This window comes from Actinosynnema sp. CS-041913 (genome assembly GCF_050942485.1).
Taxonomy (GTDB): domain Bacteria; phylum Actinomycetota; class Actinomycetes; order Mycobacteriales; family Pseudonocardiaceae; genus Actinosynnema.
In genome coordinates, this window is record NZ_CP192037.1 from 7,914,184 (window position 1) to 7,937,579 (window position 23,396).

Sequence of the window (23,396 nt, forward strand, 5' to 3'; positions counted from 1 at the left end):
CCCGACTCGCGGTGCTGTCTGACTCCTACGCGCGGGCAGGCGGCGGCCGACATCATCGACGGGCCACGACCAGAGGGGCACGGTGCGCGGCGGGGGTCGGGCTGTTCTCGTTCATGCCGAAGATGACCAACCCGGTTATGGCGCACGTCACATAGCTGCGGTGTCACAAAGGACTGGGTCGCTGACATCTCGTGTCGGACCGAGGACTTGAGCTCGGATCGGGGAAGGAAGCGGTTGATGACCATGACGGAGCAAGGAACGGTTTCGCTGGCCGGGAAGGTGGCGGTCGTGACCGGGGCGGGGTCCGGTATCGGCGCGGCGACCGCGGCGACGCTGGCGGCCCGGGGAGCGCGGGTGTGCTGCGCCGGACGTGACGTCGAGCGTGTTGAGCGGACGGCCGAGAAGATCGCGGCTGCCGGTGGCGAGGCGTTCGGGCTGCGGGTCGACGTGGCATCGCCGGAGGACAACGATGCGATGGTCCGCGAGACGGTTGCCCGTTACGGCGCCGTGCATATCGCACATCTCAACGCTGGAACGGGGCACTGGGCCGGTGTCCTGGACTACCCGTTGGAGGAGTGGGACCGCACGATGGCGGTGAACCTGCGCGGTGTACTGCTCGGTCTGCAGGCGGCGGGTCGGGCGATGCGCGACGTGCGTGGTGGGTCGGTTGTGGTCACCTCGTCCGCGGCCGGGCTCACCGGTGTTCGGATGTCATCGGCGTACTCGGCGTCGAAGCACGGTGTGATCGGTTTGGTCAAGTCGGCTGCCCTGGAGCTGGGGCCGGTCGGCATCCGGGTCAACGCCGTCTGCCCGGGATACATCGCCAGCAACGATCTCATGCGGAAGATGGGCGAGGAACTCGACGTCGACAGCCGATTTCCACTGCGCCGACCGGGGCGCAGCGAGGAGGTCGCCGACCTGGTCGCGTTCCTGGCCGGCGATAGCGCTTCGTTCATCACCGGCAGCGTGTTCACCATCGATGGCGGCTGGCTGGCCGGCGGCATCGACCTCCAGGATGATTCCGTGGATCAAACACCCGGAGACGACCGGGTTGCCGCCCTTGCCAACACGTACTCCCCGAACTCGTAGGAGCACGTGGGCAAACACGCGACGACAGATCGCCGGCTAACGGATCGAAGTCGGGTGGTCCACGCGCCATCACATTGCCGGAGTGTCCCGCCTCCAGTACGGGCCGATCCCCCTCGACATTGCGGGACCGGGGATCACGGACCGGTGCCACCCGTTTGACGCGCTCATATGCACACCATGAAGGAGAAAGCTCATGAACGTCGCCCTCTGGATCGTTGCCGGGGTGCTCGCAGCCCTCGCCTTGTTCGGCGGCGCCACCAAGGCGTTCATGCCCAAGGACAAGCTGGACGAACTGGGCAGAAAGTCCGGCGGGGGTTGGACCGAGCACGCCGGCGCCGGTTTCGTCAGGACCCTGGGAGCCCTTGAAATCCTGGCCGCGGCCGGCCTGATGCTGCCCGCTTTGCTCGACATCGCACCGGTGATGGTGCCGGTCACCGCCGTGTGCTGGATCCTGTTGATGATCGGCGCGATGATCACCCACGCCCGCTACGGCCAGTACAAATTCGTCGCGTTGAACTTCGTCTACCTCGCCGCAGCCGCCTTCGTGGCCTGGGGCCGCTTCGGCCCCGAGTCCTTCACCGGCTGATCCGGGCAAGCCGCCAGGTCGGCCGCCTCCTGAATTCGGTGTTTCGCGAGTCGTCCGCCAAGGCGACCGTTCTCGTTCGGCCGCTCGCCTCATCTTGACCGGTAGTCATGGGCGGTCCACGTCGGATCGACGACTGGCGCGCCCAGGGGTCACGACCGCGCTGTTGGACGGTCGGCGAGTTCGGCGTTATCGGCAGGTGGCACGTGCCCGATGACGCATGCCGCCGGCGGGTCGAGGTCGAGCAACTCGGTTCGGAGGCGCTCGAAGCCTGCCTCGGTAAGCTGGCCTGCCAACTCTTCGGCGGTCGCCGCCGAAGTGGCCGCGGTGGCACCGGGACAGCGGGGCTGGGACACCAGGGCGATGCGCCCGCCGGGCCGCAGCAGCCGGGCGAGTTCGCGTAGCCGGGCGGTCGGATCGGGCCACATGCCGACTGTGTTGACTGCCAGCGCGGCGTCGAATGGCCCGTCGCTGATCGACAAGCTCTCGACCGGCGTGTGCACCAGGCGTACTCGCCCGGCCCGTATGGCGGGCCTGTTGAGGCGGCGGGCCTGGCGGATCATGACCTGCGAGTGGTCGACGCCGACGACCAAGCCCCGGGACGCCCGGGTGGCGAGGGCGGCGATGGCCACGCCCGGACCGCAGCCGAGTTCGATGACGCGGTCGGTCGGCTGGACGTCGAGAAGCCGCGCCGCCCAACGGTTGCGGGCCACGTTCGACGAGCGCCGGCCCATGATCCAGCCGACGACGTGCCCGACGGCTCCGGTCGGCTGGTGGAACTGCGCCAGCCCGCCGCGAGGACCCCACCATTGCAGGATGCGGCCCAGTACCCTCTCCTTGATCTTCACGAGATGAGCCAAGCACTTCGAGTACGCTTGAAGTCAAATGTCTGCTACCGAGAGCAACCCGGCCCCGTCGAGCACGCCGGCGTCGTTGTCCATCGGCGAACTGTCCGAACGTACCGGCGTGCCGACGAGCGCGCTGCGTTACTACGACGAACTCGGCTTGGTGCGGCCGGCGGCGCGGGAGGCTGGACGACGGCGCTATGCCACGTCGGCGGTCAGGGACGTGAGCGTGATCCTCTTCTTCCGCGAGATCGGATTCTCACTGGCGGAGATCGGGCGCTTCCTCGGAGGCGAGCGGCAAGGCCGACGGGAGATGATCGATCACAAGTTGGTCGAGCTGGCCGAGCGACAGCACCGTATCGAGGTGGCCCGCGCCGCCCTCGACCATGGTCGGCAATGCCCGGCCAGTGATCCCCTGAAGTGCTCCCGTTTCTGGTTGATCATCGAAGGGCGACAGCGCGGCCTTCCACTGGAAGAAAGCCACGCGCGAGTGCACTGACCGAACCAACACCGCCTGCGCACCCGCCTCCGGAGGGCGGTGTCAACCGACCACACCAAACCACCCGTACGGGTGACCACGCGGCCCAGTCTCCAGGAAAGTTTCCGTACACGATCACACAAGGACGCCGGCAGGCATGGTCATGTGCCGGTGGCGGGGGTGCGTAGCCGGCGAGCAGGTCGGCGCGGGCGATGCTACCTCCGACTGCGCCGCGACGCGCTGACCGACTTGACCCCCACCGCCCGGCGCGCGACCGAGCGGGTGGTGTTCGTCTGCGCCAGGAACTCCGCGCGGTCTCCCCTCGCCGTAACCCTGTGGAGCAGCCGAAGCCACGTGTCCGCGGCCTCCGTCGGCACCCGCCCGGCCGAGCGGGTGCACCCGCGGACCCTGGACGCGGCACGTCGACACGGGATGACACTGCACACCCCGGCCACCCGACACGTGGACGAGACCTGCGCTGGTGGCTGACGGTCAGGCCCGGTTCGTGGTGGCCAGGCTGTGCTCGAAGCGCGCTGCCCTGACGGCGTCGGATCAGGCCTGGCCGTCGAGCAGTTCGGCGAGCAGTGCCCGCACGCGGCGGTCGATGTCGTCGCGGATCGGCCGGACCGCGTCGACGCCCTGTCCGGCGGGGTCTTCGAGCTGCCAGTCGAGGTAGCGCTTGCCGGGGAACACCGGGCACGTGTCGCCGCAGCCCATGGTGATCACCACGTCGGACGCCTCGACGTCCTCGGTGGTGAGCTTGGACGGGACTTCCGCGGTGATGTCCAGGCCGAGTTCGGCCAACGCCTCGGCGGCGGCCGGGTTGACCTGGTCGGCGGGCGCCGAGCCGGCGGAACGGACGGTGATCCGGCCCAGCGCGTAGTGCTGGAGCAGCGCGGCGGCCAGTTGGGACCGGCCGGCGTTGTGGACGCAGACGAACAGCACTTCGGGCTTGGTGCTCAACGAGACGTTCCTTCGGAGTCGAGGACGACGGCCGGGCTGCCGGCCGGTTCCGGGTAGAGCAGGCGCAGCAGTGGGATGGCGACCGCCAGGCCGACGAGCTGCGCGAGCACGTAGGCCGGGACCGAGGTCGGGGCGATGCCGGCGAAGGTGTCGCTGAACATCCGGCCCGCCGAGATCGCCGGGTTGGCGAAGCTGGTGGAGCTGGTGAAGAAGTAGGCCGCGCCGATGTACGCGCCCACCGCGGCCGGTGCGCGGTCGGCGCGTCCGGACCGGACGAGGGAGAAGATCACCAGCAGCAGGCCGGCCGTGGCGACGACCTCGGACAGGCCGTGCGCGAGGGTCGCCCGGTCGGTGGTGCTGATGCTCACCGGGGCGAGGTCGAACATGGCGTTGGCCAGCACCGCGCCGGTGGCGCAGCCGAGGACCTGCACCGCAGCGTAGCCGGGCACGTCCCGCCAGGCCAGTCCGCCGAACACGGCGTCCGCGAGGGACACGACCGGGTTGAAGTGGCCGCCGCTGACGGGGCCGAAGACCAGGATGATCGCGTAGAGGCCGACCGCCGTGGCGGCGGCGTTCTCCAGGAGCTGCAACCCGACGTCGTTCGGGGACAGCCGTTGCGCGGCGATGCCGGAGCCGATGACGAGCGCGGCGAGCAGCAGGCTGCCGAGGAATTCGGCGACCAGCCGGTGCGACAGCGGGCGCATCACGCCTCACCAGGTAGGCGGGTCGCGGGCACGAGGCGTTCGATGCGGTCGGCGAGGTCGCGGAAGGCCCGGTCGAAGGCGTCCGGGGTGCCCACGGCGGCCGGGTCGGGCACCGACCAGTGCAGCCGGTCGGCGCGCTCGTCGCCCAGGTCCTCGTGGGCGTTGTCGCACACCGCCACGACCAGGTCGTCCGGCTGGAGCACGTCATCGAGGTGGTGGGTGCGTGCTCGGGCCAGCGACAGACCGTGGACGCGTGCGGTCTGCACGGCCAGCGGGTGCACCCGCTGCGCGGGCTCGGTGCCCGCACTCGCGACCGGAACCCGGCTGCGGCGCTTCCACAACGCCGCGGCGAGCTGCGAGCGCGCCGAGTTGTGGCTGCACACGAACACCACCCGCGGTGCCTGCCGCAGACCGTGAAACCCGAGGTCGGCCAGCACATTGGTGCGCAGCCGCAGGTAGGTGCGGCGGTGGTCGCCCTCCGACCGGGACCGTTCCACGACACCAACCTGTTCCAACAGCTTCAGGTGGTGCGCCAGCAGGTTGCTGGGCAATCCCAGCGCCCGGCCGAGTTCGCTGGGCGAGACGTCGCCCAACAGCAGCAGCTCCACCACGGCCAGCCGGGCGGGCTCGCCCAGCGCCGCGTGCACCCGTGCACGGGCGACCAGGTCCGAAGGCCAATCAGTACTCATTGAGTCAATGATGCTTGAGCGGAACCTCCCTCGTCAACCGGTCGCGCCGGGAGCCGCCCGCTTGCCGCTGCCCCGAGTCGGCCGACGCGCTGGACCTGCCGACGACAGCCACGGCCGGACACCTGGACGCGCTGATCGCCACCGGTCTCGTCGACCACGACCACGCACTCGCCGCCGAACCGCTGGCCATGGGCGATCTGCCCACTCCGGGACGTCTTGTCCTCATGGTCCTTGAGCGCTGAGCCGTCGTCCTAGCCGGCCGCCCGACTGTTCGCCTCGGCGTCACTCCGAAGGCCGGGAATCGACCAGAGTGCCACCACCGCCGCGCCGGCCCCTGCTGCGGTGAGCAGGACCAACACCGCCGGGTACCCGCCGAGCCCGCCGACGACCGCAGTGGCCACCCACGGCGCGACGGCGGCGGTCACGGTCAGCGGGGCTTGGGTGAGCGCGGCGACACGGCGTTCGCCGTGCCAGCGGGTCAGCGCGGCGAACGCGGGCTGGTACAGCGTTGCGGCCATCGACGCGCCGATTACCACCCACGCCGCCAGAAACCACGGCGACGACCCGGCGACGGCCCCGCCCGCCAACGCGATCACCGCCAGCACGGAACCACACGTCATCACGGGACGCGGTCCGAACCGGTCCAAGACACGTCACACGGGCACACCGACCACGGCGCTGACCAACTGGGCGACGGAGAACGCGGCGATCACGGCGGTGGGCGACCACCCGGTGCCCGCCCCGATGGCCGGGGCGAGCACGGGGAAGGCGTAGAACAGGATGCCCCAACTGGTGATCTGGGTCAGGCACAGCACCACCAGGACCCGACGCGGCCCGGCGCGCCCCTCGATCGCGCCGGGCCGCTCGACCTCAGGAGCGCACACCCGGCGTCAGCAGCGTCAATTCCGTGACGGCCGGCGCACAGCACCCACCGCCGGCCGGTTCGGCGTCGAACACGCCGGACCCGCCGCACACACCGGTTTCCGGCAGGGTCAGCTCGACCCGGCTCGCGGCCTCGTGGTCACCGGCGATCTCCGCGGCCACGCTGCGGACCTGCTCGTAGCCGGTCATCGCCAGGAACGTCGGCGCGCGGCCGTAACTCTTCATCCCCACCAGGAAGACGCCGGGCTCGGGGTGGCGCAGCTCGTTCGCGCCGTGCGGGTAGACCGAGCCGCAGGAGTGGACGTTCGGGTCGATCAACGGCGCGAGCGCGGTCGGAGCCTGCAACACCGGGTCCAGGTCCAAGCGGACCTCGGACAGCCACGACAGGTCCGGCCGGAACCCGGTCAGCACGACGACCTCGTCCACCGGGTCAAGGCGGTGACCGTCCTGGGACTCCAGCACCACCCGGTCTCCGTCACGCTCGACCAGCGCGGTGCGGAACCCGGTCACCACCGAGACGTGCCCGGCCTTGGCCGCAGCCTGCGCCTTCAGTCCCAGCGCACCACGCGCCGGAAGCTGGTCGGCGTCGCCGCCGCCGAAGACGTTGCCCACGGCCCCGCGCCGCAGCAGCCACACGATGTGCGTCCCGGGATGCCGTTCCGCCAAGTCGGCCAGCGCCACCAGCGCGGTCAGCGCCGAGTGCCCGCTGCCCGCCACGGCGATCCGCTTGCCCGCGTACCGGTCTTCGTCCGCAGCCAGGTTCGGCACGCGGTAGGAGATTCGATCGGACGCCGCCCGCTCACCGATCGCCGGCAGCCCGTCGCCACCGAGCGGGTTGGGCACGGCCCACGTCCCGGACGCGTCGACCACCGCGCGGGCCGTGATCCGCTCCTCGCCGTCGGCGGTCTCCACGTGCACGGTCAGCGGCTCGCTGTCCCGCCCGGCGTCCACCACCCGATCCCGCCCGCGCCGCGCCACCCCGACCACCCGAGCCCCGAACCGCACCCGGTCGCCGAGCGCCTCCGCCAGCGGGACCAGGTACTCGGCCGCCCACTCCGCCCCGGTCGGGTAGCCGTCGCCGCCAGGGGCTACCCAACCGGTGGGCTCCAGCAGGCGCCGAGCGGCCGGGGCCACGAGTTCGGACCACTGGGAGAACAGCCGCACGTGGTGCCACTGGGCCACCGCCGCGCCCGCCTGCCCGCCGGCCTCCAGCACCACCGGCTCCAGCCCACGCTCGACCAGCTCGGCCGCCGCCGCCAACCCGCTCGGCCCCGCACCCACCACGACCACCGGATGCCCGCTCACAGCCACCCCTTTCATCGGCAAGCCTCGATCAAGTCCGTTCGCACTCTATAGATAGTCATCTATGAGCGCAACCATTGACGGAGGTCTATAGAGTGAGGGTATGACGACGACGCTGCCCACGGTCGGCCTGCCGATCCAGGACGCCACCACTTACGCCCAGTGGTTCGCCTGCCTCGCCGACCCCACGCGGGTCCGGCTGCTGCACGTCGTCGCGACCCATCCCGGTGAGATCACCGTCGGCGCGCTGTCCGAGGCGATCGGCGTCACCCAGCCGACCTGCTCCCACCACCTGCGCAAACTCGCCGACACCGGCTTCGTCCGGCTCCGCAAGGAGGGCACCGCCACCCTCGTGTCGGTCAACCCCGCCTGCTGCACCGGCCTGCCGCACGCCGCAGACGCCGTCATGGGCACCATCGTGACCCGCCCGTGCTGCCCGACCGACCTGCCCGCGGACGTCACCGTCCGCGCCCTGACCGACCACGACTGGCCCGACGTCCGCCGCATCTACGCGGAGGGCATCGCGACCGGCAACGCCACCTTCGAGACCGAGACCCCCAGCCGTCGCACACTGGACACCAAGTGGCTGCCCGACCACCGCTGGGTCGCCGAACTCGACGGCCACGTCGTCGGCTGGACCGCCGCCACGCCCGCCTCCGCCCGCGACTGCTACTCCGGCGTCGCCGAGACCTCCGTCTACGTCGCCGCCGACGCACGCGGCCGGGGCGTCGGCAAAGCGTTGCTGCACAAGCAGGTCACCGCCGCCGACGCCGCCGGCCTGTGGACCCTCCAGACCGCGATCTTCCCCGAGAACCGCGCGAGCATCGCCCTGCACCACTCCGCCGGCTACCGCACCATCGGCGTCCGCGAACGCATCGCCCAACACCACGGCGTCTGGCGCAACACCGTCCTGCTCGAACGCCGCACCGAGCCCTCGGCTGCGAATCTGTGCGCCGAACAGTGCTGACGGCCGAGCCGGCTGAGTCGCCCATGAAGGCGACCCGACCCGCGCCGTCTACGACGTGCCGCTCCCCGCCGACGCGGAGTAGAAGTCCCGCAGGCGGACATCACGAGTTGAGGCCGAGGACCCGTTGCGCGCGGCCCTGGCTGCGCACAACGGGTCTCTCTCCTCGGGCGAACACCTCTGCGCCGTCAGGCTTTGCCTGCCCGGATCCGCATGGCCTGCAGGTTGGCCAGCTCGTGCACGCCCCACCTGCCGAGCTCGCGACCGTAGCCGCTGGCCTTGACCCCGCCGGTCGGGAGGCGGGGATCGGTCGCGGACAGCATGTTCACGAACACGGCGCCTGTCTCCAGCCGCCGGGCGACCGCGGTGGCACGCTCGCCGTCCGCGCTCCAGACGCTGCTGCTCAACCCGAAACGGGACGAGTTGGCGACCGCGATCAGTTCCTCTTCCCCGGCGCACACCGTCAGTGCGCCGAGCGGGCCGAAGGTCTCGTCGGAGAGGATGGTCGAGTCCTCGCTGTCGACCTCGACGATGGACGGCGCGAACCACACGCCGCGGTCGGTGTCGGGCGCCGGGGCTTCAGCCAGAATTCGGCCGCCGGCCGCCAATGCCCGGTCGCGCTGTTCGCGCAACGTATCCCTCAAATCCGCCCTGGCGATCGGCCCGATGGAGAACCGCTCATCGGTCGGGTCTCCGACGTCCAGCGCGGCGACGTGCGGGATCAGCGCGTCGACGAACTCGTCGCGCACCGCGCGGTGGACCAGGATCCGCTTGGCGGCGACACAACTCTGGCCGTTGTTGAGAAACCGCGACCGAACCGCGGCAACGGCGGCATCGGCGATGTTCGCGTCCTGGAGCACGATGAACGGATCGGACCCGCCCAGTTCGAGCACGCACTTCTTCAACGCGGCGCCGGCACGAGCAGCGACGAGAGCGCCTACCCGGTCGCTGCCGGTGAAGGTCACGGCGGCCACGCGCGGGTCCGCGATGACGTTCGACGCGGTCGCGCCGTCGAGGACAAGCGTCTGCAGGACACCCGCACCGAAAGCCTGCCGGAAGACCTCCTCGATCGCCACCGCGTTGCCTGTGACCGAGTCCGCGTGTTTCACCACGACGGTGTTGCCCGCGACGATGGCCGGCAGCATCGCTCGGATCACCTGCCACCACGGGTAGTTCCACGGGAGAATCCCGAACACCACCCCCAACGGCAACACCCGCACCATCGCGGTGTCGCCGTCGAGGGCGAAGGTCTCGGCCTCAAGGATGCCCGGCAGCTCCGCGGCGTAGTAGCGGCACGTCGTGACGCACTTGTCGATCTCCGCTCGCGCCTGCAGGATCGGCTTGCCCATCTCCTGGGTGATCAGCCCCGCGAACTCCTCCCGCCGCTGGGTCAGGACGATGCCGAGCCGTTCGACGGCGGCGACCCGGTCCTCGACCTCGGAGGAGCTCCACCGTGAGGCCGCCGCGGTGGCGAGGACGAGATCGATGCGGTCCGGTGACGCGTACGGGTGGAAGGCGAGCCGGTCGCCGGTCGCCGGGTTCACCGTGGTGACGCCGGCTGTGGTGATCACGCGTTCACCTCCGCGACCAGGTGCTCTTCCCTGAGCCACCGCGCGAAGCGGTCGCGGAGGGAGACGGGATCGACCAGGAGCTTCGCCGTGTCAGGCGCGTTGCCCGGCTCGGTCCGCACGTGGAGGAAGGCAGGCTCTTCGACGTCGAGCAGCTCAGTGAACGTCGCCCGCAGACCGTCGGCGGTGTCCGTCGAGCGCGTCGTCCAGCCCGATGCCGCCGCGAGGGCTCCGAGGTCGATGCGCGACGAGTAGGTGGGCAGCTCTCCGGTCGAGCCGTAGACCCCGTTGTCGAGCAGCACGAGAAGCAGGTTGGCGGGAGCGAGGTAGCCACCGGTCGGCAGGACGTTGGGGTTCATCAGCAGCGAGCCGTCGCCCTCGATGCCGATGACCTTCGGCCGGTCCGGGGCCAGGCCGAGGGCGAGGCCCGTCGCGACGGAGCCGACCAGCCCCATCGCGTCGAGCAGGTAGAAGTGGTTGTCGCTGTCCCGCACGGCCGCCAGTTCCCGGCTCGTGGCCGCGCACGTGACGACCACCGGGTGGCGGGAGGAGAGCTCCGCGAGCACGGCGAGTGCCTCGATGCGCTTCATCACGCCACCATCCCGTCGGTGTTCCAGAAGGAGCCGAGGACCACCACTGGCCGGTAGGTCATGACCGCGTGCACGCCGGCCTCGCGCACCGTGTCACGCCAGTCGTCGGTGCTGTTGCGGCGGTCCAGCTCGAACACGGGCATGCCGACCGCCCGCAGCACGGCGGGAACGGGCTGGCTGATCGAGTGGATCATGGAGTTGTACTCCCCCAGTCCCCCGCGCGTGTTGGCGAAGATCAACAGGGGCAGGTGGTAGGACATCGGGAACGTCGCCAGAGCGGTCAGCGCGTTGCCGAAACCGTTGTCCTGCATGACGATGGCGCCCAGTGCGCCGGTGAGCGCGAAGGCGCCCATGACGCCGACGGCTTCCTCTTCTCGCGACAGCGGGGTCACTCGGGGCGAGATCCCGTCTCCTCCGCCGTCGCTGGCGACCAGAGCCTTGATGACGGGTGCCACGGTGACCGACGGGATGTACCCGACCTTCACCGCGTTCGCCGCCCAGATGCCGTCGGCGACGGCTTTCGCGTAGGTCATTTGCAGGTCCTTCACGTGCCGTCCCGGACGCCGATGGCGTCGATTTCGATGCGGGCGCCGTAGGGAAGCTCGGTGACCGCGATGCAGGTGCGCGCGGGCAACGGGTGCGGGAGCGCGGTCTCGTAGATGGCGTCCATCTCGTTACGGTCCGCCATCGACGTGAGGTAGACGGTGATCTTCACAAGACTCCGCAGGTCGAGACCGACGGCGCCGAGCCTGGCGCGCAGGTTGGCGAAAGCCTGCCTGGTCTCTTCGGCGATGCCTCCTTCGACGATCCGGCCGTCGGCGATTCCGAGCTGTCCCGCGACGAAGACGAGACCGGTCTCGGTTTCACGCACCGGGCTGTAGGGGTGTCTGGCCTGTCCGGGATGTGCCGGCGCTACCTGACTCATGAGGGACTCCTGTCAGATGTGGCTGACGGGCGCGCTGACGGTGACATGACCGCGCATCCGCCGGACCAGGAAGAACGTGGGAATGATGGCCAGAGCGAAAACCACTCCTGCCACGGCGATGTAGCTGTGCACACCCAGCGAAGAGTTGACCGACTCGCCGTTGTGCGTGATCCGGGTGGCGCCGAGGACGGCCGATCCGATGAAGTTCATCGTCACGGATCCGACGGCGATCATGACCATCACGAGGCTGGAGACGGTGCCCTGGCGCTCCGGCGGTGCGAGCACGGACGCGAGGTTGAACCCGGACGTGACCATCGATCCGGCGGTCATGCTCAGCATGAACGACGACAGCACGGCCAGCGGCAGGCTCCCCGCGCCGGCCACGAGCATGATGGACGTCGCGAGCAGACCGAGCAGCACGCCGCCACCCAGACTCCAGACCGGTCCCACCCTGGCCGAGATCGTGCCGGCCGCCACGCCGCCGAGCATGATCCCGAGCGAGGGGACGCCGAACAGCAGCCCGAGGGCGGCGGGGGCGGCGATGCCGTACCCCAGGCCTTCGTCGGGAGAGACCTCGATGAGCATGCTGAAGAGCTGGAGCATGCTCTGGTAGGCACCGGTTCCCATGATGACGACCAGCAGCCCCAGTCCGAGGACAGCCGAGATCCCGCGGACGTCGACGATCGGCTGCGGCTTGAGGCTCAGCACGCGGTACCAGTAGGTCAGCGCGACGGCGCCCACCAGGAGCACGACGAGGGAGATCGGGCTGAGCCAGCCGAAGACCTGGCCGAGGCTGATGTAGACCAGGACACCGGCGAGACCGAGGCCCAGCACGAGGGCGCCCTTGACGTCGACCGTTCCCGGCGCGGTCTTGCGGCTCTCCGGGATGACCAACCGGACCAGAAGTGCCGCCAGGCAGGCGAAAACCGCCGAGATCACGAACACGATCCGCCAGCCGAACGCGTGGAGGGCGGGTTCGAGGATGAACGGGGTGATGATGCCGAAGACGGCCGAGCCGGAGGTCACGAACCCGGTGACCACCATGGCGAACTTCGGTGCGCAGATGTCGCGGATGAGCGCCACCGTGAGGAACAGCGCCGCGACGGCGGCACCCTGGAGGAGACGACCGAACACGAAGACCCCGATGTTCGGTGCGATCAGGCACACCAGGCCACCTGCGCCCGCGACGAGCAGCGTGATCACCAGGATCTTGCGCTTGCCGTTGATGTCGGCGCTCTTGCCGAGCAGGGGAGCCCACATCGCTCCCGCGAGCATCGCGCTGGAGCCGATCCAGGCGAACTGGTTGGTGTGGAAGGCTTCGCCTAGCTGCGGGAGGACGAAGGTCGGTGACGCGAGCACGCTGTCGACCATGACGTTGACCATCATCAGGATCGCGACGTAACCGATGACCCGGCGGGTCCACCCGTGGTGGAGGTACCCCTCGGCCTCCTCGGTCTCGACCTGCGCCGCGGAGTCGGTCTCGGAGTCCGCTGCCGGCGCGGGCCTGCGCCTGATGGTCTTCGAGAGGGTGTTCTTCTTGTCACGGAGCGCACGCAGTAGTGACATCAGCAAGTCCCAGGGTCGGCGGGCACGATGTTCTTGCGGATCACGCCCTGCTGCGCGACCAGGAGGATGTTCTCCGGCTTCGTGAGGCAGGTGATGTCCTGCAACGGGTCTTGAGCGCTCAGCACGAGATCCGCCTGGTAGCCGGGCCGCAGGGAGCCGAGCGTGTCGCCGACGCCGAGCAGCCGCGCGCTGGTCGACGTGGCCGCCTTGATCGCGTCCATCGGTGACATCCCGAGCTCGACGAGGCACCAGAGCTCGAAGGCGTTCCGCGCGTGCGGGGTGATCCCGGCGTCCGTTCCCGCCGCGATGACCACCTTCCGGCTGATCGCCTCGGCGATGTTCTCCTTGGCCCGTTCGTTCCAGCGCAGCTTCTTCTGGTACCGCCACGGGGCGGTTTTCGCCGGGTCGAGCGGCTGGAACACCGCCGACAACGTCGGCACCAGGAAGGCACCTCGCTCGCCGAGCAGGTCGCACCCTTCGTCGTCGATGCCGAAGCCGTGCTCGACCGACCTCACGCCACCGCGGATCGCGGCCAGGACACCGGCGCGTCCCTGAGCGTGCGCGGCCACCGGCCGTCCACCCCGGCGCCTGCCCTCGTCGACGACCGCCGCGATCTCGACGTCGAGCAGGTCCTCGTCGTCGGGGTCGTCGTGAGCGCTGCTGATGCCGCCGCTGGTGCAGATCTTGATGACGTCCGCGCCCGAGCGCATCATCCGCCTCGCGGCCGTCCGCACGGCGGTGACGTCGTCGGCCAGCACGCAGTAGTCGAAGCCCAGGTCCTTGCCGCTGGGCATGGTCGCGTCGGCGTGACCACCGGTGTGGCTGATGATGCCCACCGAGGTCTGCAGCCGCGGACCGGGCAGGAGCCCCGCGCCCACCGCGTCGCGGTAGCCCGCGGGGAGTCCGCCGAGGTCCCGCGCGGACGTGATGCCGGCCTCCAGGGTCAGCCGCAGTCGTTCCGCCGTCTGCACCATGCCGATCACGGGGTCGAGGAGGAACGCGGTCTCCACGAGCGACCTGGTCGACGCGAACCCGATGTGCGTGTGGCAGTCGAAGAGGCCGGGCAGCAACGTCCCGCCCCTGCCGTCGACGGTCCGGACGTCTCTGCCCGGCGCCGGTGCCCCGGCGGCCGGTCCGGCGTAGACGATCCTTCCATCGGCGCCCGCGTCCAGCACGGCGTCATCCACGACTTCCGCGCCGATCCCGTCGATCAGCCGGACGTCGTGCACGCGAAGAGCCGCCTTCTCGCTGAGCTCCACTCCATCCCACCTTGCCCTCTCATGCTTCCTCGTCTTGGCCGAGACCGTAAGACGACCTCACAGGATCACCACGGAGATGCATGAATTAAGCGATACAGAGGGTCTGCGCGCATGGAATCCACACTACCAACTTCTCAGTTGAAAACCACACCGAGTCGTGTAGTTTGGTGGTCTCACCCGAGATCACACTGGAGGCACGACCATGACGTTCAATCCGGCCGATCACTGGAACGGCTACCTGCCACCCCGCGGCCTTGAGGAGTACTCGACCACCTATGCGGATTTCTTCCAGTTGAAGCGCGAGGACGGCATCCTCGAAATCCGGCTGCACACCGACGGCGGCCCGTACGTCCACACGCACGCCGCCCACAACGCGTGGCCGCGTTTCTGGCAGGAGGTCGGCAACGACCCCGAGAACCAGGTGCTGATCATCACCGGCACCGGCGACAGGTGGATGACCGGAGATCCCCGCGGCATGAACCCCAAGCCGGCCTCCGACCTGGAACCCGATCACATCCAGCAGCGGATGTACGACGGTTGGAAGCTGATCGAGAGTTTCGTCAACAGCATCGACGTCCCCACGATCGCCGCCGTGAACGGGCCCGGTGTGCACACGGAGTTCGCGACGATGAGCGACGTCACGTTCGCCACGCCGGACGCCGACTTCATGGACCCCCACTTCTGGCTGGGATCGCCTCCCGGAGACGGCCAGGCGATGGCGCTGCAGTCGCTGATGGGCCCCAAGCGCGCCGCGTACTACATCTACGCGGCGAAGTCGATTCCGGCCGACAAGGCGCTCGAGTGGGGCATCATCAACGATATCCTGCCGCGGGAGGACCTGCTCGGTCGTGCCTGGGACCTGGCGCGGTTCATCATGAAGCGACCGCGGTACACCAGGTGGGCCACCCACAACATCCTGTCGCGGCACTGGAAGAAGACGGTCGCCGAGGACTTCGGCTTCCACATGGCGCACCAGATGCTCGCCAACGTGGCCAGCAAGTCCGTCGTGCCGAATCCCGAGCTGGTCGCCGATTCCGAGGCCAGGAAGATGTTCTGACCCGTTTCAGCCGTAGGCCCGCAGGAAGGCGTCCACTCCGTCGGAAACGACCTGCTGGGGCTCCGGCGAGCCGTCCGTTCTTCCTCGAACCAGGTCCTCCAGGACCAGACCGATCGTCAAAGCCGTGAAGTGGCGAGCGGCAACCACCGGATCAGCAGCGTGAATCCGCCCTGTTCCGACGAAATCGGCGAAGCGTGCCGAGAGCATCCGTTCGGCGAGATCGCGCTTGGCCTCCGGTAACCCGGGGCGCGACCCACGACGGGAAGCCAGGATCCTGAACCTCGCGTACCGGGAGGACTGCAGGGTCTGACCGGCGATGCGGCTGCCGAAATTGACGAGTTCGTCGCGCAGACCGGACTTCCCGGTCAGCTCTTCGTCGATGGCCGCACGCACGGCATCGGTCAACGCGTCACTCACGCGCTCCAGCACCCTGGAGAAGATTTCTTCTTTGTCCTCGAAGTGGTCGTACACAGTTCGCTTGGACACCCGGGCATGGGCCGCGACCTCCTCCACGCTGACGGCGTCGTAGCCCTCTTCGACGAACAAGATCTCCGCCGCGTCGAGGATCGCGGCCCTCTTGCCCTCGGACCGCCGCCTGCGCCCCGGCGTCTGCGTACTGACGTTGACTCTCGACACGAGTTCACTATAACGGCGCGGCCTGCCACAAGGAGTTCTTCGAACCATGACCACCGACCAGACCTGGATCACGGTCAAGGCAACGCCATCGGCACCGATGACCGACTCGCACCGGCTGTCCGGTGAAGCACTTGCAGCATGGGTGCGAAATCATGTCTCGACCTGGCCCGCGCCCATTCCGATCGGCGCGGAGGAGCCTCGGACCGCGCCTGGGCTGTTCGTTTTCTCCTCGGACGGACCCGATATCCGGTACGCGCTGGAGGCGCACACGGACGGCTCGTCCGTTCTTCGACTACCGGTGGGTGGATTGCGGCGAAATCCGGCGGACGGCGAAACCGTCCGGGCGATCGGCGAGGGCGCGATCGCCTGGATCTCGATCGCCGCGGTGCGGTTGGCATCCGCGTATGCCGAACACCTGGGTTGCCGTGGAGAACTGTCGATCGAGGTGAGCCTTGGGGAAAGCACCGCGAGGAGCAGCGTTCCGCACGAGATCTGGAACCGCGGGCACGACGGATTTCACCCGGTGGGCACCCGCGTTCACTCCGTGCGCCCCTGCGGAGCGAAGTTCTCCCTCGCCGAGAGCGGTTCGGCGAACTTGCCGTCGCTCGTCCGGCCGCTCCTGATCGAACTGCTCGGCCAGTTCGGCCTCACCGGCTCCCGGCACATCGACGTCGACGGCGTCGTCCGGCGCGGCAACTTCACCGGCCACGACGACCGGGTCCTGGCGTGGGTCACGGCGATCGGCGCGGCTTCACGGCCCTGATCCCGGATTCGCCGGTGCAGGGCCCAGACCTCACGAGGGAACATCCGCGTCTTCGTGGAGCAGCGGAACCGACCGCACCGAGCGGCCCTCGGCGTCGAGGATCCGGCCGAGCAGCTTGACCAGCCGCAGGACGACCGACCGGTCCCTGATCCGCAGGGCCGGCAACGCGTGGCTCATAGCGCTTTCCAGCTCGTGCACTTCCGCCGTGGAGTGGAGCCACGCGTCGATGACGACGTTGTGCGGCCCGGCGACGATGCTGCACGCCCGCACACCGGGAAGCCCACGAAGCCGCCCTTCCGCAACGTCCAGTTCGTGCGCGTCAATGGAGCCGTAGTAGGTCACGGCGACCGCTCGACCGGATAGATGCTGCGAGGTGTCGCACCGGAAGATGACCAGTCCGGCGCTTTCCAGCCTCGCCAGGCGGCGCCGGACGGTCACGGCGCCAAGGCCCACGTGCTCGCTCAGCCGCTCTAGTGACATCCGGCCGTCGAGGGTCAATGCGCGCAACAACCGGTGATCGGCCGGTTCCAGCACGCCGTCGTGCTCGCCGCGGGCCGTGCCGTACGTGCGGAGTTGGCGCTGCTGTTCGGGATCGAGCGCACCTTCACGCCACTTGCTCGCTTCGAAGGCCGACCGGGTTGCGATGTAACCGCGCACGCTCTCGACCCCCGGTGTGCGGCCGATGCGGTCGGACAGGTAGCCGGACAGCGCGGCGAGGTCCGGCACCTGCACCATCACCAGCAGGTCGCGGGCGCCGGAGGTCAGTTTCACGGTGGCCGCCTCCACGTCGTCGGCGAGTGCTTCGGCGACGGCAGCCGCCTCGCCGGGAGCGCAGTTGATCTCCACCAGGGCACAGGTCGGAGTCGCGTTGCCCGCGGGATGAGCGGTCACCCAGACGACGCCCGCCGCCTGCATGCGCGACCAGCGCCTGCTGATCGTCGCCGCGTTGACCCCCATGACGGGCGCCAGGTCACGCCAGCTCACGCGCGGCGCCGACCTCACCGCGTCCACGATCGCGATGTCGAGTTCGTCGAACTCTGCGTCTTTCACGGACCGAAGCATCCTTTCGTGCGGCCAGGACGTGCTTCCGGATGAATTCGTGCACGGTATCGCGTCCGGAGTGCCACTGCCGCCGCCCGGCCCGTCCGCAGGCGACGCCTCCGCTCACCCGCAGAGTTCGCCGAACCGGCTCACGTCGACGTTCCCGCCCGAGATGACGAGCCCGATGCGGGCGGGCAACGGGTGGACAGCGGACGAGATGAGCGCCGCCAGCGCACTCGCCCCGCTGGGCTCGAGGACGAGCTTGAGGCCTTCGAACGCGAATCGCATGGCTTCGCGGATCTGGTCGTCCGTAACCACGACCACGCCGTCGACGAGACGCCGGTTGATGGAGAAGGTCAGCTCACCAGGCGTCGCCGCGGCTTGCCCATCCGCGATCGTCCGCGGCACCTCGATGGCGACGCGGTGTCCCGCTTCGAGAGACCGCTTCGTGTCGTCGCCAGCCGCCGGCTCGACACCCACGATGCGCGTGCCGGCCCGGCGATCCGCGGCAGCGAGCGAGCAACCCGCTATCAGGCCTCCTCCCCCGACAGGCACGACCAGGAGGTCGAGCTCGCCGACCTCCTCGAAGAGTTCGAGGGCGGTGGTGCCCTGTCCCGCAATCACGTCCGGGTGGTCGTAGGGCGGGATGAGGGCCATGTCCCGGTCTGCGGCCACCGTCGCGGCCAGCAGCTCGCGGTCATCGCGGTAGCGGTCGAATCCGATCACCTCGGCCCCGTAGCCGACCGTCGCAGCCACCTTGGAACGGGGTGCGTCGTGCGGCATGAGCACGACGGCGGGCACACCCAGCTCACGGGCCGCCAGGGCGACGGCCTGGCCGTGGTTGCCCGAGGAGTGGGTCAGCAGGCCCCTTTTCACGCTCTCGGGCGGCAACCGCGACGCCGCGTTGAAAGCACCCCGGAACTTGAACGCCCCACCACGCTGGAAGTTCTCGCACTTGAGGAACACCTCCGCGCCGACCAGATCGTCCAAGGTGCTCGATCGGAGCACCGGAGTGCGGTACACGACGCCGGCGAGCCGGGCGGCGGCCGATCGCACGTCGATGTCGACATTCATGCCCAGACCCTAGAAGGCAGTGCAGCACCAACCCGCGCACTGCACCAATCCGTCATCGAAGCACCATATCCGTGCACGAAAAGTGGGGTTGCCCCGTTTTGACGGACAAGGTCGATGAGGTGTGATCACGCTACCTGATCGACTGCTTGGTGTCGGGTGGCCTCGTAGGCGGTGGGGCTGAGGTAGCCGAGGCTGGAATGCCTGCGGCGCGTCCCAGGCGTTGATGTAGGCGATGTCCCCGCACCAGCGAGTGTTGATTTCTCTCGCACTGCAAGTGAAATCGCGATTGATCAGGTCGGCGGGCATGGCCGCGGCCGGGCCCGGGATCGTGGTAGCGCGGCCCTGTTCGAAGCCCTCCGCCTGGAGATCTACTACAACCGTGACACCAACACCGCCACCTGCCGCACCGCCCACGACGCCGCCGTCATCTCGCTCGACCAAGCCCGGCAACGACGCGAACAGCGGAAACAAACAAAAGGACCAGAAGCCACCCCCAACGGGTGACCACCCTGGTCCCATCCCTCCAGTGCCCCCGGCAGGGCTACACGCAGACGGTCCAGGGCCGACCAGCGGTTTTCCAGCGGAGCCCGACTGGTGACGTGACCCGTCTCTCGGTCGCTTTCCTCGCTGCTGGTGTTCTCGTGGATGGGCATGACTTTGGCGGGGCCTGGGTGCTCGATGGTAGCGACCGTGGGGTTTCGGTAGTGAAAGTTGATTTGCGCGTACTGGCCGCGGTAGGTGGCACGGAGTTCGCGGCGAGCTTGTACTCCGCGGTGAACGCCCGCCGAGACGGCCTCGGAGCAGGGTCGGCGGGCTCACCGCCCGAAGCGCTCCGCGACTGCTTGTCAGATGGTGTGGACACGTGCACAAGAATCTCCGATCCCGCCCTCGGCCAGGAACCCCACTCACACAGGGTGTCTCACAGCAGTCTGACCAAGAGGGCTTGGCAGCGCGGCACGAACGAGAACACCAACAAGCTGCTGCGTCAGTACCTGCCCAAGGGTACGAACCTGGCTACATTCAGTCAGGAGGAACTGGACGCCATCGCGGCGAAACTCAACAATCGACCTCGCAAGTGCCTCGGCTTCCGCACACCGGCAGAGAGTGTTGCCTTGACCGGTTGAATAAGACGTAAGGCGTGGACCTGCAAGTTACACGCGTGTCCCTTCCGCTTTGAAGTGACCACTTCGGTGGCATTGCCCTGCGGGTTCCGTGATAGTTGACCACAGTCAGAGCGTGTCTTTCCGCAATAGTTGATCACTGACCTGTGGTGCCTCGCTTGGTGAGCCGCCCCGCGAAGGAGGATCAGCGGATAGAGTGGGAGGGTGAGGTTCACGCTGCGGTTGCTGATCGCGTTCTGCGCGGCGCCGCTGGTGGCCGCGGCGTTCGTCGGCGTCGCCTACTTGGCGCTACGTGTCCACCCGCTGTACCTCTTGCTCGTCCCGGTCTGCGTGGCGCTGGCCTTCGTGGTGGGCTTCCACATCCACCTCCACGTCGAGGACGAGCCCGAAGGATCTTGGGTGTTCGCCAGTGGCGTTGTCCTGGTCGCAACAGCCCTCGCCGCCTATGTAATCGCGTTCAACTTCGTTGCCTCACGCCACATGTGCACCGTGGTCGAGGCACACGTCTGGCACCAACTCAATCCCGGCGGTGAGCACACCCACACCTATCGTCGACTGGCCTGCGACGACGGGCGCACCGACGAGGTGGGGAACCCGGTGGCGGCTCAGAGGGGAGACGACGCCACCGACCAATATCGTGGCACCCGGTTGCTGGTGGCTTACGACCCGGACGGGCGACTGGGCTCCCATGTTGTCGATGACGAACTCGGGTGGCAGGTCGTAGCTGGCATCGGCATGGTTCTGGTGATAGCGATACACACGGGGGTCGTGATCGGCGATCAGCGCCGACGGCGATCCGAGCGGTTCATTGCGCGCCAAGAATAGTCCCGTGTGGGTGCCGCATTGTCGACCCCGAGCGGCCCGCCCTGATGGCCTCGGCTGCCAACGCGGACCCCTCCACTGACTCTCGGGCGCTGCGCCGCGCCTGCTTCTTGCGCGGAAACTACAGCCGCAATCTGCCGGAAGTTGTCGCAAACCTTTCGGCGTGACGGTACTGACACGCATCATTTATTCGCCGATGGCATCAAGGCTCGTCGATGGCGCCGATTACTGTGTAGCGCTCAGGGCCAAGTTCAACTCGCAAGCACGGTTATCCCGACAAAGATGCGGCGGAAGGCGTCGCCGAGCGCGGTGATCCGTCGAGCCTCGGGTTCGTGGGCCAGGCACAGGGCCGCGAGCCGGATCGCGGCGACCTTGTCGGCTGTGAGCGGTTCCTGCCGGGTGAATATCGGTACGGCTGGTCGCGGAACGGCGCGAGCGGTCACGCACCACTACCAAGAGCCGGAACCCACAGGCGAAGCGGATCTACAAACTCCGCAGCTACCTCTTCTGCGTGCTCTGCAAAGATCGTCGCGCTCCGCCGCTCCATCACGGAGACCGAGACCAAGAGCAAGCGCCTCGTGCGCACCCTCGAAGTCACCGACGACGTCGACCAAGCCTTCATCCGCGACATCAACGAGCGGCGAGCCGACCTCCGGTCCCAACGGGACGAACTGGCGCGTCAACTCGCCGAAGCCGAGAACAAGGTCCAGCGAGCACCCAACCCGACCCTGCTCGACTACCTCCCGATCACCCCGGTCGACCTGGTCGAACTCCCGGACGAACTTTCACGCCGGCTGTTCGAAGCCCTCCGCCTGGAGATCCACTACGACCACGGCAACCGCACCGCCACGTGCCGCGTGACGCTGCTGGGCGACACCATCAACGCCGTCTCCGGCACGACGCAGGAGGCGGTGGTCATTCCCTTCCCGAAACAGAAAGGCCCCGCCATGGAGATGCAAGATCTCCCCAACGGGACCGTCTGTGTAGTGCCCCCGGCAGGAGACGGCTCTGCACCAATGGAACCCCTGGCGCGTGCTCTGAGCTGTGGGGGACTGTTTCAAGATCGGTGTGTCCGGCCCGACACGCCGGGCCTGGGGTCCGGCGGGATGGGCACTGTGAGTGATGACATCTGAGCTTGTGGGCGCACGGAAGAGCGAGACCGGAACCGGGCGGCAGCTGTCGCCGGAGCAGGCCGCCGCGGCGGCGATGGTGGCCGAGGCCAAAGCACAAGGGCTGGCGTTGACCGGTCCGGACGGCCTGCTCAAGCTGTTCACCAAGAACGTGCTGGAGACCGCCCTGGCCGAGGAGATGACCGAGCATCTCGGCCACGAGAAGAACCGGGCGGAACCCGGGCGCGAGTCGACCAACGTGCGCAACGGTACGCGGTCGAAGACTGTGATCTCGGACGCGGCCGGCGAGGTGGGGATCGAGGTGCCTCGGGACCGGGAGGGCACCTTCGAACCGCAGATCGTCAAGAAGCGGCAACGTCGCCTCACCGATGTCGACGAGATCGTGTTGTCGTTGTACGCCAAGGGATTGACCACCGGTGAGATCTCGGCGCACTTCGCCGAGATCTACGGCGCCTCGGTGTCGAGGGAGACGGTCTCTCGCATCACGGACAAGGTCGTCGCGGAGATGAACGACTGGGTGGGCCGCCCGCTCGACGCGGTGTACGCGGCGGTGTTCCTCGACGCCATCGTGGTCAAGGTCCGTGACGGCCAGGTCGCCAACCGGCCGGTCTACGCCGCGATCGGCGTCACGGTGGACGGGCGCAAGGACGTGCTCGGGCTGTGGATGGGCACCGGCGGCGAGGGCGCCAAATTCTGGATGAGCGTGCTGGTCGACCTGAAGAACCGCGGCGTGCACGATGTGTTCTTCCTGGTCTGCGACGGGCTCAAGGGCCTGCCCGACGCGGTGGCGAACGTGTGGCCGCGGACCGTCGTGCAGACCTGCGTCGTGCATTTGATCCGCAACACCTTCCGGCTGGTGGCCCGCCAGGACTGGGACGCGGTGAAACGGGGCATCACCCCGATCTACACCGCCCCGACCCCCGACGCCGCGGCCGCCGCGCTGGAGGACCTGGCGGAGCAGTGGGGCCGTAAGTACGGGGCGATGATCCGGTTGTGGCGCAACGCCTGGGACGAGTTCGTGCCCTTCCTCGACTACGACGTCGAGATCCGGCGGATGATCTGCTCCACCAACGCGATCGAGTCGCTCAACGCCCGCTACCGCCGGGCGATCCGCGCCCGCGGGCATTTCCCGACCGAACAGGCCGCGATGAAGTGCCTGTACCTTGTCACCCGCAGCCTCGACCCCACCGGAACGGGCCGCGCCAGGTGGACGATGCGCTGGAAGCCCGTGCTCAACGCCTTCGCCGTCACGTTTGGTGACCGCTGGCCGAACGCCGAAACCTACTGATTAACAACGCCGGACACACCGATCACGAGATAGACCCAGCTGTGTTTCGGTGTGTCG

General features: G+C 68.6%; 28 protein-coding genes and 1 pseudogene. 12 read left to right on the top strand and 17 right to left on the bottom strand.

Annotated elements, in window-relative coordinates; genetic code table 11:
* Positions 1-279: 279 nt before the first annotated feature.
* Both ACQPZF_RS35610 and ACQPZF_RS35615 read left to right on the top strand, forming a co-directional pair.
* A complete protein-coding gene (locus ACQPZF_RS35610) occupies positions 280-1,089 on the top strand; it encodes an SDR family NAD(P)-dependent oxidoreductase (protein WP_433264629.1) in 810 nt (269 codons plus the stop codon).
* A 193-nt stretch (positions 1,090-1,282) separates the two neighbouring features.
* The gene (locus tag ACQPZF_RS35615) at positions 1,283-1,675 is read left to right on the top strand and encodes a DoxX family protein (protein ID WP_433264631.1); all 393 of its coding nucleotides are present in this window, start codon (positions 1,283-1,285) and stop codon (positions 1,673-1,675) included.
* A gap of 149 nt (positions 1,676-1,824) precedes the next feature.
* Here the strand turns inward: ACQPZF_RS35615 and ACQPZF_RS35620 are convergent, their stop codons facing one another.
* Positions 1,825-2,520 carry a class I SAM-dependent methyltransferase gene (locus ACQPZF_RS35620; RefSeq protein WP_433264633.1) on the bottom strand — a complete coding sequence of 232 codons (696 nt, stop codon included), beginning with the start codon at positions 2,518-2,520 and terminating at the stop codon, positions 1,825-1,827.
* Positions 2,521-2,557: 37 nt separating this feature from the next.
* Between ACQPZF_RS35620 and ACQPZF_RS35625 the strand changes: the two genes are divergently transcribed.
* Positions 2,558-3,016, top strand: coding sequence for a MerR family transcriptional regulator (locus tag ACQPZF_RS35625; RefSeq protein WP_433264635.1), 459 nt, complete (start codon positions 2,558-2,560; stop codon positions 3,014-3,016).
* Between the two features lie 228 nt (positions 3,017-3,244).
* Positions 3,245-3,484: a low molecular weight phosphatase family protein gene (locus ACQPZF_RS35630; RefSeq protein WP_433264637.1), complete on the top strand. Its 240-nt coding sequence runs from the start codon at positions 3,245-3,247 to the stop codon at positions 3,482-3,484.
* 63 nt (positions 3,485-3,547) lie between these two features.
* Here the strand turns inward: ACQPZF_RS35630 and ACQPZF_RS35635 are convergent, their stop codons facing one another.
* Genes ACQPZF_RS35635 through ACQPZF_RS35645 form a run of 3 tightly spaced genes read right to left on the bottom strand, consistent with a single transcriptional unit; the run spans position 3,548 to position 5,351 of the window.
* Positions 3,548-3,958 (bottom strand): low molecular weight phosphatase family protein, encoded by a 411-nt coding sequence (locus ACQPZF_RS35635; RefSeq protein WP_433264638.1) that lies wholly within the window; start codon positions 3,956-3,958, stop codon positions 3,548-3,550.
* Positions 3,955-4,662, bottom strand: a complete 708-nt coding sequence (locus ACQPZF_RS35640; protein WP_433264640.1) for an aquaporin — start codon at positions 4,660-4,662, stop codon at positions 3,955-3,957. Before ACQPZF_RS35640 ends, ACQPZF_RS35635 begins: the two co-directional genes overlap by 4 nt.
* The gene (locus ACQPZF_RS35645; protein ID WP_433264642.1) at positions 4,662-5,351 is read right to left on the bottom strand and encodes a helix-turn-helix domain-containing protein; all 690 of its coding nucleotides are present in this window, start codon (positions 5,349-5,351) and stop codon (positions 4,662-4,664) included. Before ACQPZF_RS35645 ends, ACQPZF_RS35640 begins: the two co-directional genes overlap by 1 nt.
* A gap of 14 nt (positions 5,352-5,365) precedes the next feature.
* Between ACQPZF_RS35645 and ACQPZF_RS35650 the strand changes: the two genes are divergently transcribed.
* A complete protein-coding gene (locus tag ACQPZF_RS35650) occupies positions 5,366-5,593 on the top strand; it encodes a hypothetical protein (protein ID WP_433264644.1) in 228 nt (75 codons plus the stop codon).
* A gap of 9 nt (positions 5,594-5,602) precedes the next feature.
* On the opposite strand, the gene ACQPZF_RS35655 is transcribed toward ACQPZF_RS35650, so the two are convergent.
* The 3 genes from ACQPZF_RS35655 to ACQPZF_RS35665 are packed head-to-tail and all read right to left on the bottom strand — an operon-like array spanning position 5,603 to position 7,538.
* A complete protein-coding gene (locus ACQPZF_RS35655; protein WP_433264647.1) occupies positions 5,603-5,998 on the bottom strand; it encodes an MFS transporter in 396 nt (131 codons plus the stop codon).
* A gap of 6 nt (positions 5,999-6,004) precedes the next feature.
* On the bottom strand, positions 6,005-6,235 hold the full coding sequence (locus ACQPZF_RS35660; RefSeq protein WP_433264649.1) for a hypothetical protein: 231 nt from the start codon (positions 6,233-6,235) through the stop codon (positions 6,005-6,007).
* Positions 6,222-7,538, bottom strand: a complete 1,317-nt coding sequence (locus tag ACQPZF_RS35665) for an NAD(P)-binding domain-containing protein (RefSeq protein WP_433264651.1) — start codon at positions 7,536-7,538, stop codon at positions 6,222-6,224. Before ACQPZF_RS35665 ends, ACQPZF_RS35660 begins: the two co-directional genes overlap by 14 nt.
* A gap of 100 nt (positions 7,539-7,638) precedes the next feature.
* Here ACQPZF_RS35665 and ACQPZF_RS35670 point away from each other — a divergent pair, with 100 nt between their 5' ends.
* Entirely contained in the window at positions 7,639-8,502 is an 864-nt protein-coding gene (locus tag ACQPZF_RS35670; RefSeq protein ID WP_433264653.1) for a helix-turn-helix domain-containing GNAT family N-acetyltransferase, read from the top strand.
* A gap of 185 nt (positions 8,503-8,687) precedes the next feature.
* Here the strand turns inward: ACQPZF_RS35670 and ACQPZF_RS35675 are convergent, their stop codons facing one another.
* Genes ACQPZF_RS35675 through ACQPZF_RS35700 form a run of 6 tightly spaced genes read right to left on the bottom strand, consistent with a single transcriptional unit; the run spans position 8,688 to position 14,407 of the window.
* Complete coding sequence (locus ACQPZF_RS35675; protein WP_433264655.1) at positions 8,688-10,070, bottom strand: aldehyde dehydrogenase family protein; 1,383 nt, start codon at positions 10,068-10,070, stop codon at positions 8,688-8,690.
* Positions 10,067-10,657, bottom strand: coding sequence for a thiamine pyrophosphate-dependent enzyme (locus tag ACQPZF_RS35680; protein WP_433264657.1), 591 nt, complete (start codon positions 10,655-10,657; stop codon positions 10,067-10,069). The genes ACQPZF_RS35675 and ACQPZF_RS35680 overlap by 4 nt, the downstream gene beginning before the upstream one ends.
* Positions 10,657-11,190 carry a thiamine pyrophosphate-binding protein gene (locus ACQPZF_RS35685; protein ID WP_433264659.1) on the bottom strand — a complete coding sequence of 178 codons (534 nt, stop codon included), beginning with the start codon at positions 11,188-11,190 and terminating at the stop codon, positions 10,657-10,659. The genes ACQPZF_RS35680 and ACQPZF_RS35685 overlap by 1 nt, the downstream gene beginning before the upstream one ends.
* A gap of 11 nt (positions 11,191-11,201) precedes the next feature.
* Positions 11,202-11,582: a RidA family protein gene (locus ACQPZF_RS35690; RefSeq protein ID WP_433264660.1), complete on the bottom strand. Its 381-nt coding sequence runs from the start codon at positions 11,580-11,582 to the stop codon at positions 11,202-11,204.
* Positions 11,583-11,594: 12 nt separating this feature from the next.
* Positions 11,595-13,148 carry an MFS transporter gene (locus ACQPZF_RS35695; RefSeq protein WP_433264662.1) on the bottom strand — a complete coding sequence of 518 codons (1,554 nt, stop codon included), beginning with the start codon at positions 13,146-13,148 and terminating at the stop codon, positions 11,595-11,597.
* Positions 13,148-14,407, bottom strand: a complete 1,260-nt coding sequence (locus tag ACQPZF_RS35700; protein WP_433264664.1) for an amidohydrolase family protein — start codon at positions 14,405-14,407, stop codon at positions 13,148-13,150. The genes ACQPZF_RS35695 and ACQPZF_RS35700 overlap by 1 nt, the downstream gene beginning before the upstream one ends.
* Positions 14,408-14,609: 202 nt before the next feature.
* Here ACQPZF_RS35700 and ACQPZF_RS35705 point away from each other — a divergent pair, with 202 nt between their 5' ends.
* Positions 14,610-15,464 carry an enoyl-CoA hydratase/isomerase family protein gene (locus ACQPZF_RS35705; RefSeq protein WP_433264666.1) on the top strand — a complete coding sequence of 285 codons (855 nt, stop codon included), beginning with the start codon at positions 14,610-14,612 and terminating at the stop codon, positions 15,462-15,464.
* Between the two features lie 6 nt (positions 15,465-15,470).
* Here ACQPZF_RS35705 and ACQPZF_RS35710 read toward each other — a convergent pair whose 3' ends face one another.
* Positions 15,471-16,100 carry a TetR/AcrR family transcriptional regulator gene (locus tag ACQPZF_RS35710; RefSeq protein ID WP_433264667.1) on the bottom strand — a complete coding sequence of 210 codons (630 nt, stop codon included), beginning with the start codon at positions 16,098-16,100 and terminating at the stop codon, positions 15,471-15,473.
* Between the two features lie 46 nt (positions 16,101-16,146).
* On the opposite strand from ACQPZF_RS35710, the gene ACQPZF_RS35715 reads away from it, so the two are divergent.
* Complete coding sequence (locus ACQPZF_RS35715; protein ID WP_433264669.1) at positions 16,147-16,863, top strand: hypothetical protein; 717 nt, start codon at positions 16,147-16,149, stop codon at positions 16,861-16,863.
* 30 nt (positions 16,864-16,893) lie between these two features.
* Here ACQPZF_RS35715 and ACQPZF_RS35720 read toward each other — a convergent pair whose 3' ends face one another.
* Both ACQPZF_RS35720 and ACQPZF_RS35725 read right to left on the bottom strand, forming a co-directional pair.
* Positions 16,894-17,913 (bottom strand): Lrp/AsnC family transcriptional regulator, encoded by a 1,020-nt coding sequence (locus ACQPZF_RS35720; protein WP_433264670.1) that lies wholly within the window; start codon positions 17,911-17,913, stop codon positions 16,894-16,896.
* A gap of 114 nt (positions 17,914-18,027) precedes the next feature.
* Positions 18,028-18,978 (bottom strand): pyridoxal-phosphate dependent enzyme, encoded by a 951-nt coding sequence (locus ACQPZF_RS35725; protein WP_433264672.1) that lies wholly within the window; start codon positions 18,976-18,978, stop codon positions 18,028-18,030.
* Between the two features lie 944 nt (positions 18,979-19,922).
* On the opposite strand from ACQPZF_RS35725, the pseudogene ACQPZF_RS35730 reads away from it, so the two are divergent.
* Both ACQPZF_RS35730 and ACQPZF_RS35735 read left to right on the top strand, forming a co-directional pair.
* Positions 19,923-20,102 (top strand): annotated as a pseudogene (locus ACQPZF_RS35730) (transposase); the annotation flags it as partial.
* A gap of 201 nt (positions 20,103-20,303) precedes the next feature.
* Positions 20,304-20,924: a hypothetical protein gene (locus ACQPZF_RS35735; protein WP_433264674.1), complete on the top strand. Its 621-nt coding sequence runs from the start codon at positions 20,304-20,306 to the stop codon at positions 20,922-20,924.
* A gap of 248 nt (positions 20,925-21,172) precedes the next feature.
* Here ACQPZF_RS35735 and ACQPZF_RS35740 read toward each other — a convergent pair whose 3' ends face one another.
* Positions 21,173-21,364, bottom strand: a complete 192-nt coding sequence (locus tag ACQPZF_RS35740) for a hypothetical protein (protein ID WP_433264675.1) — start codon at positions 21,362-21,364, stop codon at positions 21,173-21,175.
* A gap of 135 nt (positions 21,365-21,499) precedes the next feature.
* On the opposite strand from ACQPZF_RS35740, the gene ACQPZF_RS35745 reads away from it, so the two are divergent.
* Together ACQPZF_RS35745 and ACQPZF_RS35750 are read left to right on the top strand one after the other, a co-directional pair.
* A complete protein-coding gene (locus tag ACQPZF_RS35745) occupies positions 21,500-22,054 on the top strand; it encodes a hypothetical protein (RefSeq protein ID WP_433264677.1) in 555 nt (184 codons plus the stop codon).
* Between the two features lie 73 nt (positions 22,055-22,127).
* A complete protein-coding gene (locus ACQPZF_RS35750) occupies positions 22,128-23,339 on the top strand; it encodes an IS256 family transposase (RefSeq protein ID WP_433274859.1) in 1,212 nt (403 codons plus the stop codon).
* The last annotated feature ends 57 nt before the right edge of the window (positions 23,340-23,396 follow it).

What these genes read in the sequence shown, in the direction of transcription:
- ACQPZF_RS35615 (WP_433264631.1), top strand. Translation starts at nt 1,283, where the DNA reads ATGAACGTCGCCCTCTGGATCGTTGCCGGGGTGCTCGCAGCCCTCGCC.
- ACQPZF_RS35625 (WP_433264635.1), top strand. Translation starts at nt 2,558, where the DNA reads ATGTCTGCTACCGAGAGCAACCCGGCCCCGTCGAGCACGCCGGCGTCG.
- ACQPZF_RS35640 (WP_433264640.1), bottom strand. Translation starts at nt 4,662, where the DNA reads ATGCGCCCGCTGTCGCACCGGCTGGTCGCCGAATTCCTCGGCAGCCTG.
- ACQPZF_RS35645 (WP_433264642.1), bottom strand. Translation starts at nt 5,351, where the DNA reads ATGAGTACTGATTGGCCTTCGGACCTGGTCGCCCGTGCACGGGTGCAC.
- ACQPZF_RS35670 (WP_433264653.1), top strand. Translation starts at nt 7,639, where the DNA reads ATGACGACGACGCTGCCCACGGTCGGCCTGCCGATCCAGGACGCCACC.
- ACQPZF_RS35680 (WP_433264657.1), bottom strand. Translation starts at nt 10,657, where the DNA reads ATGAAGCGCATCGAGGCACTCGCCGTGCTCGCGGAGCTCTCCTCCCGC.
- ACQPZF_RS35685 (WP_433264659.1), bottom strand. Translation starts at nt 11,190, where the DNA reads ATGACCTACGCGAAAGCCGTCGCCGACGGCATCTGGGCGGCGAACGCG.
- ACQPZF_RS35690 (WP_433264660.1), bottom strand. Translation starts at nt 11,582, where the DNA reads ATGAGTCAGGTAGCGCCGGCACATCCCGGACAGGCCAGACACCCCTAC.
- ACQPZF_RS35695 (WP_433264662.1), bottom strand. Translation starts at nt 13,148, where the DNA reads ATGTCACTACTGCGTGCGCTCCGTGACAAGAAGAACACCCTCTCGAAG.
- ACQPZF_RS35705 (WP_433264666.1), top strand. Translation starts at nt 14,610, where the DNA reads ATGACGTTCAATCCGGCCGATCACTGGAACGGCTACCTGCCACCCCGC.
- ACQPZF_RS35715 (WP_433264669.1), top strand. Translation starts at nt 16,147, where the DNA reads ATGACCACCGACCAGACCTGGATCACGGTCAAGGCAACGCCATCGGCA.
- ACQPZF_RS35725 (WP_433264672.1), bottom strand. Translation starts at nt 18,978, where the DNA reads ATGAATGTCGACATCGACGTGCGATCGGCCGCCGCCCGGCTCGCCGGC.
- ACQPZF_RS35750 (WP_433274859.1), top strand. Translation starts at nt 22,128, where the DNA reads ATGGTGGCCGAGGCCAAAGCACAAGGGCTGGCGTTGACCGGTCCGGAC.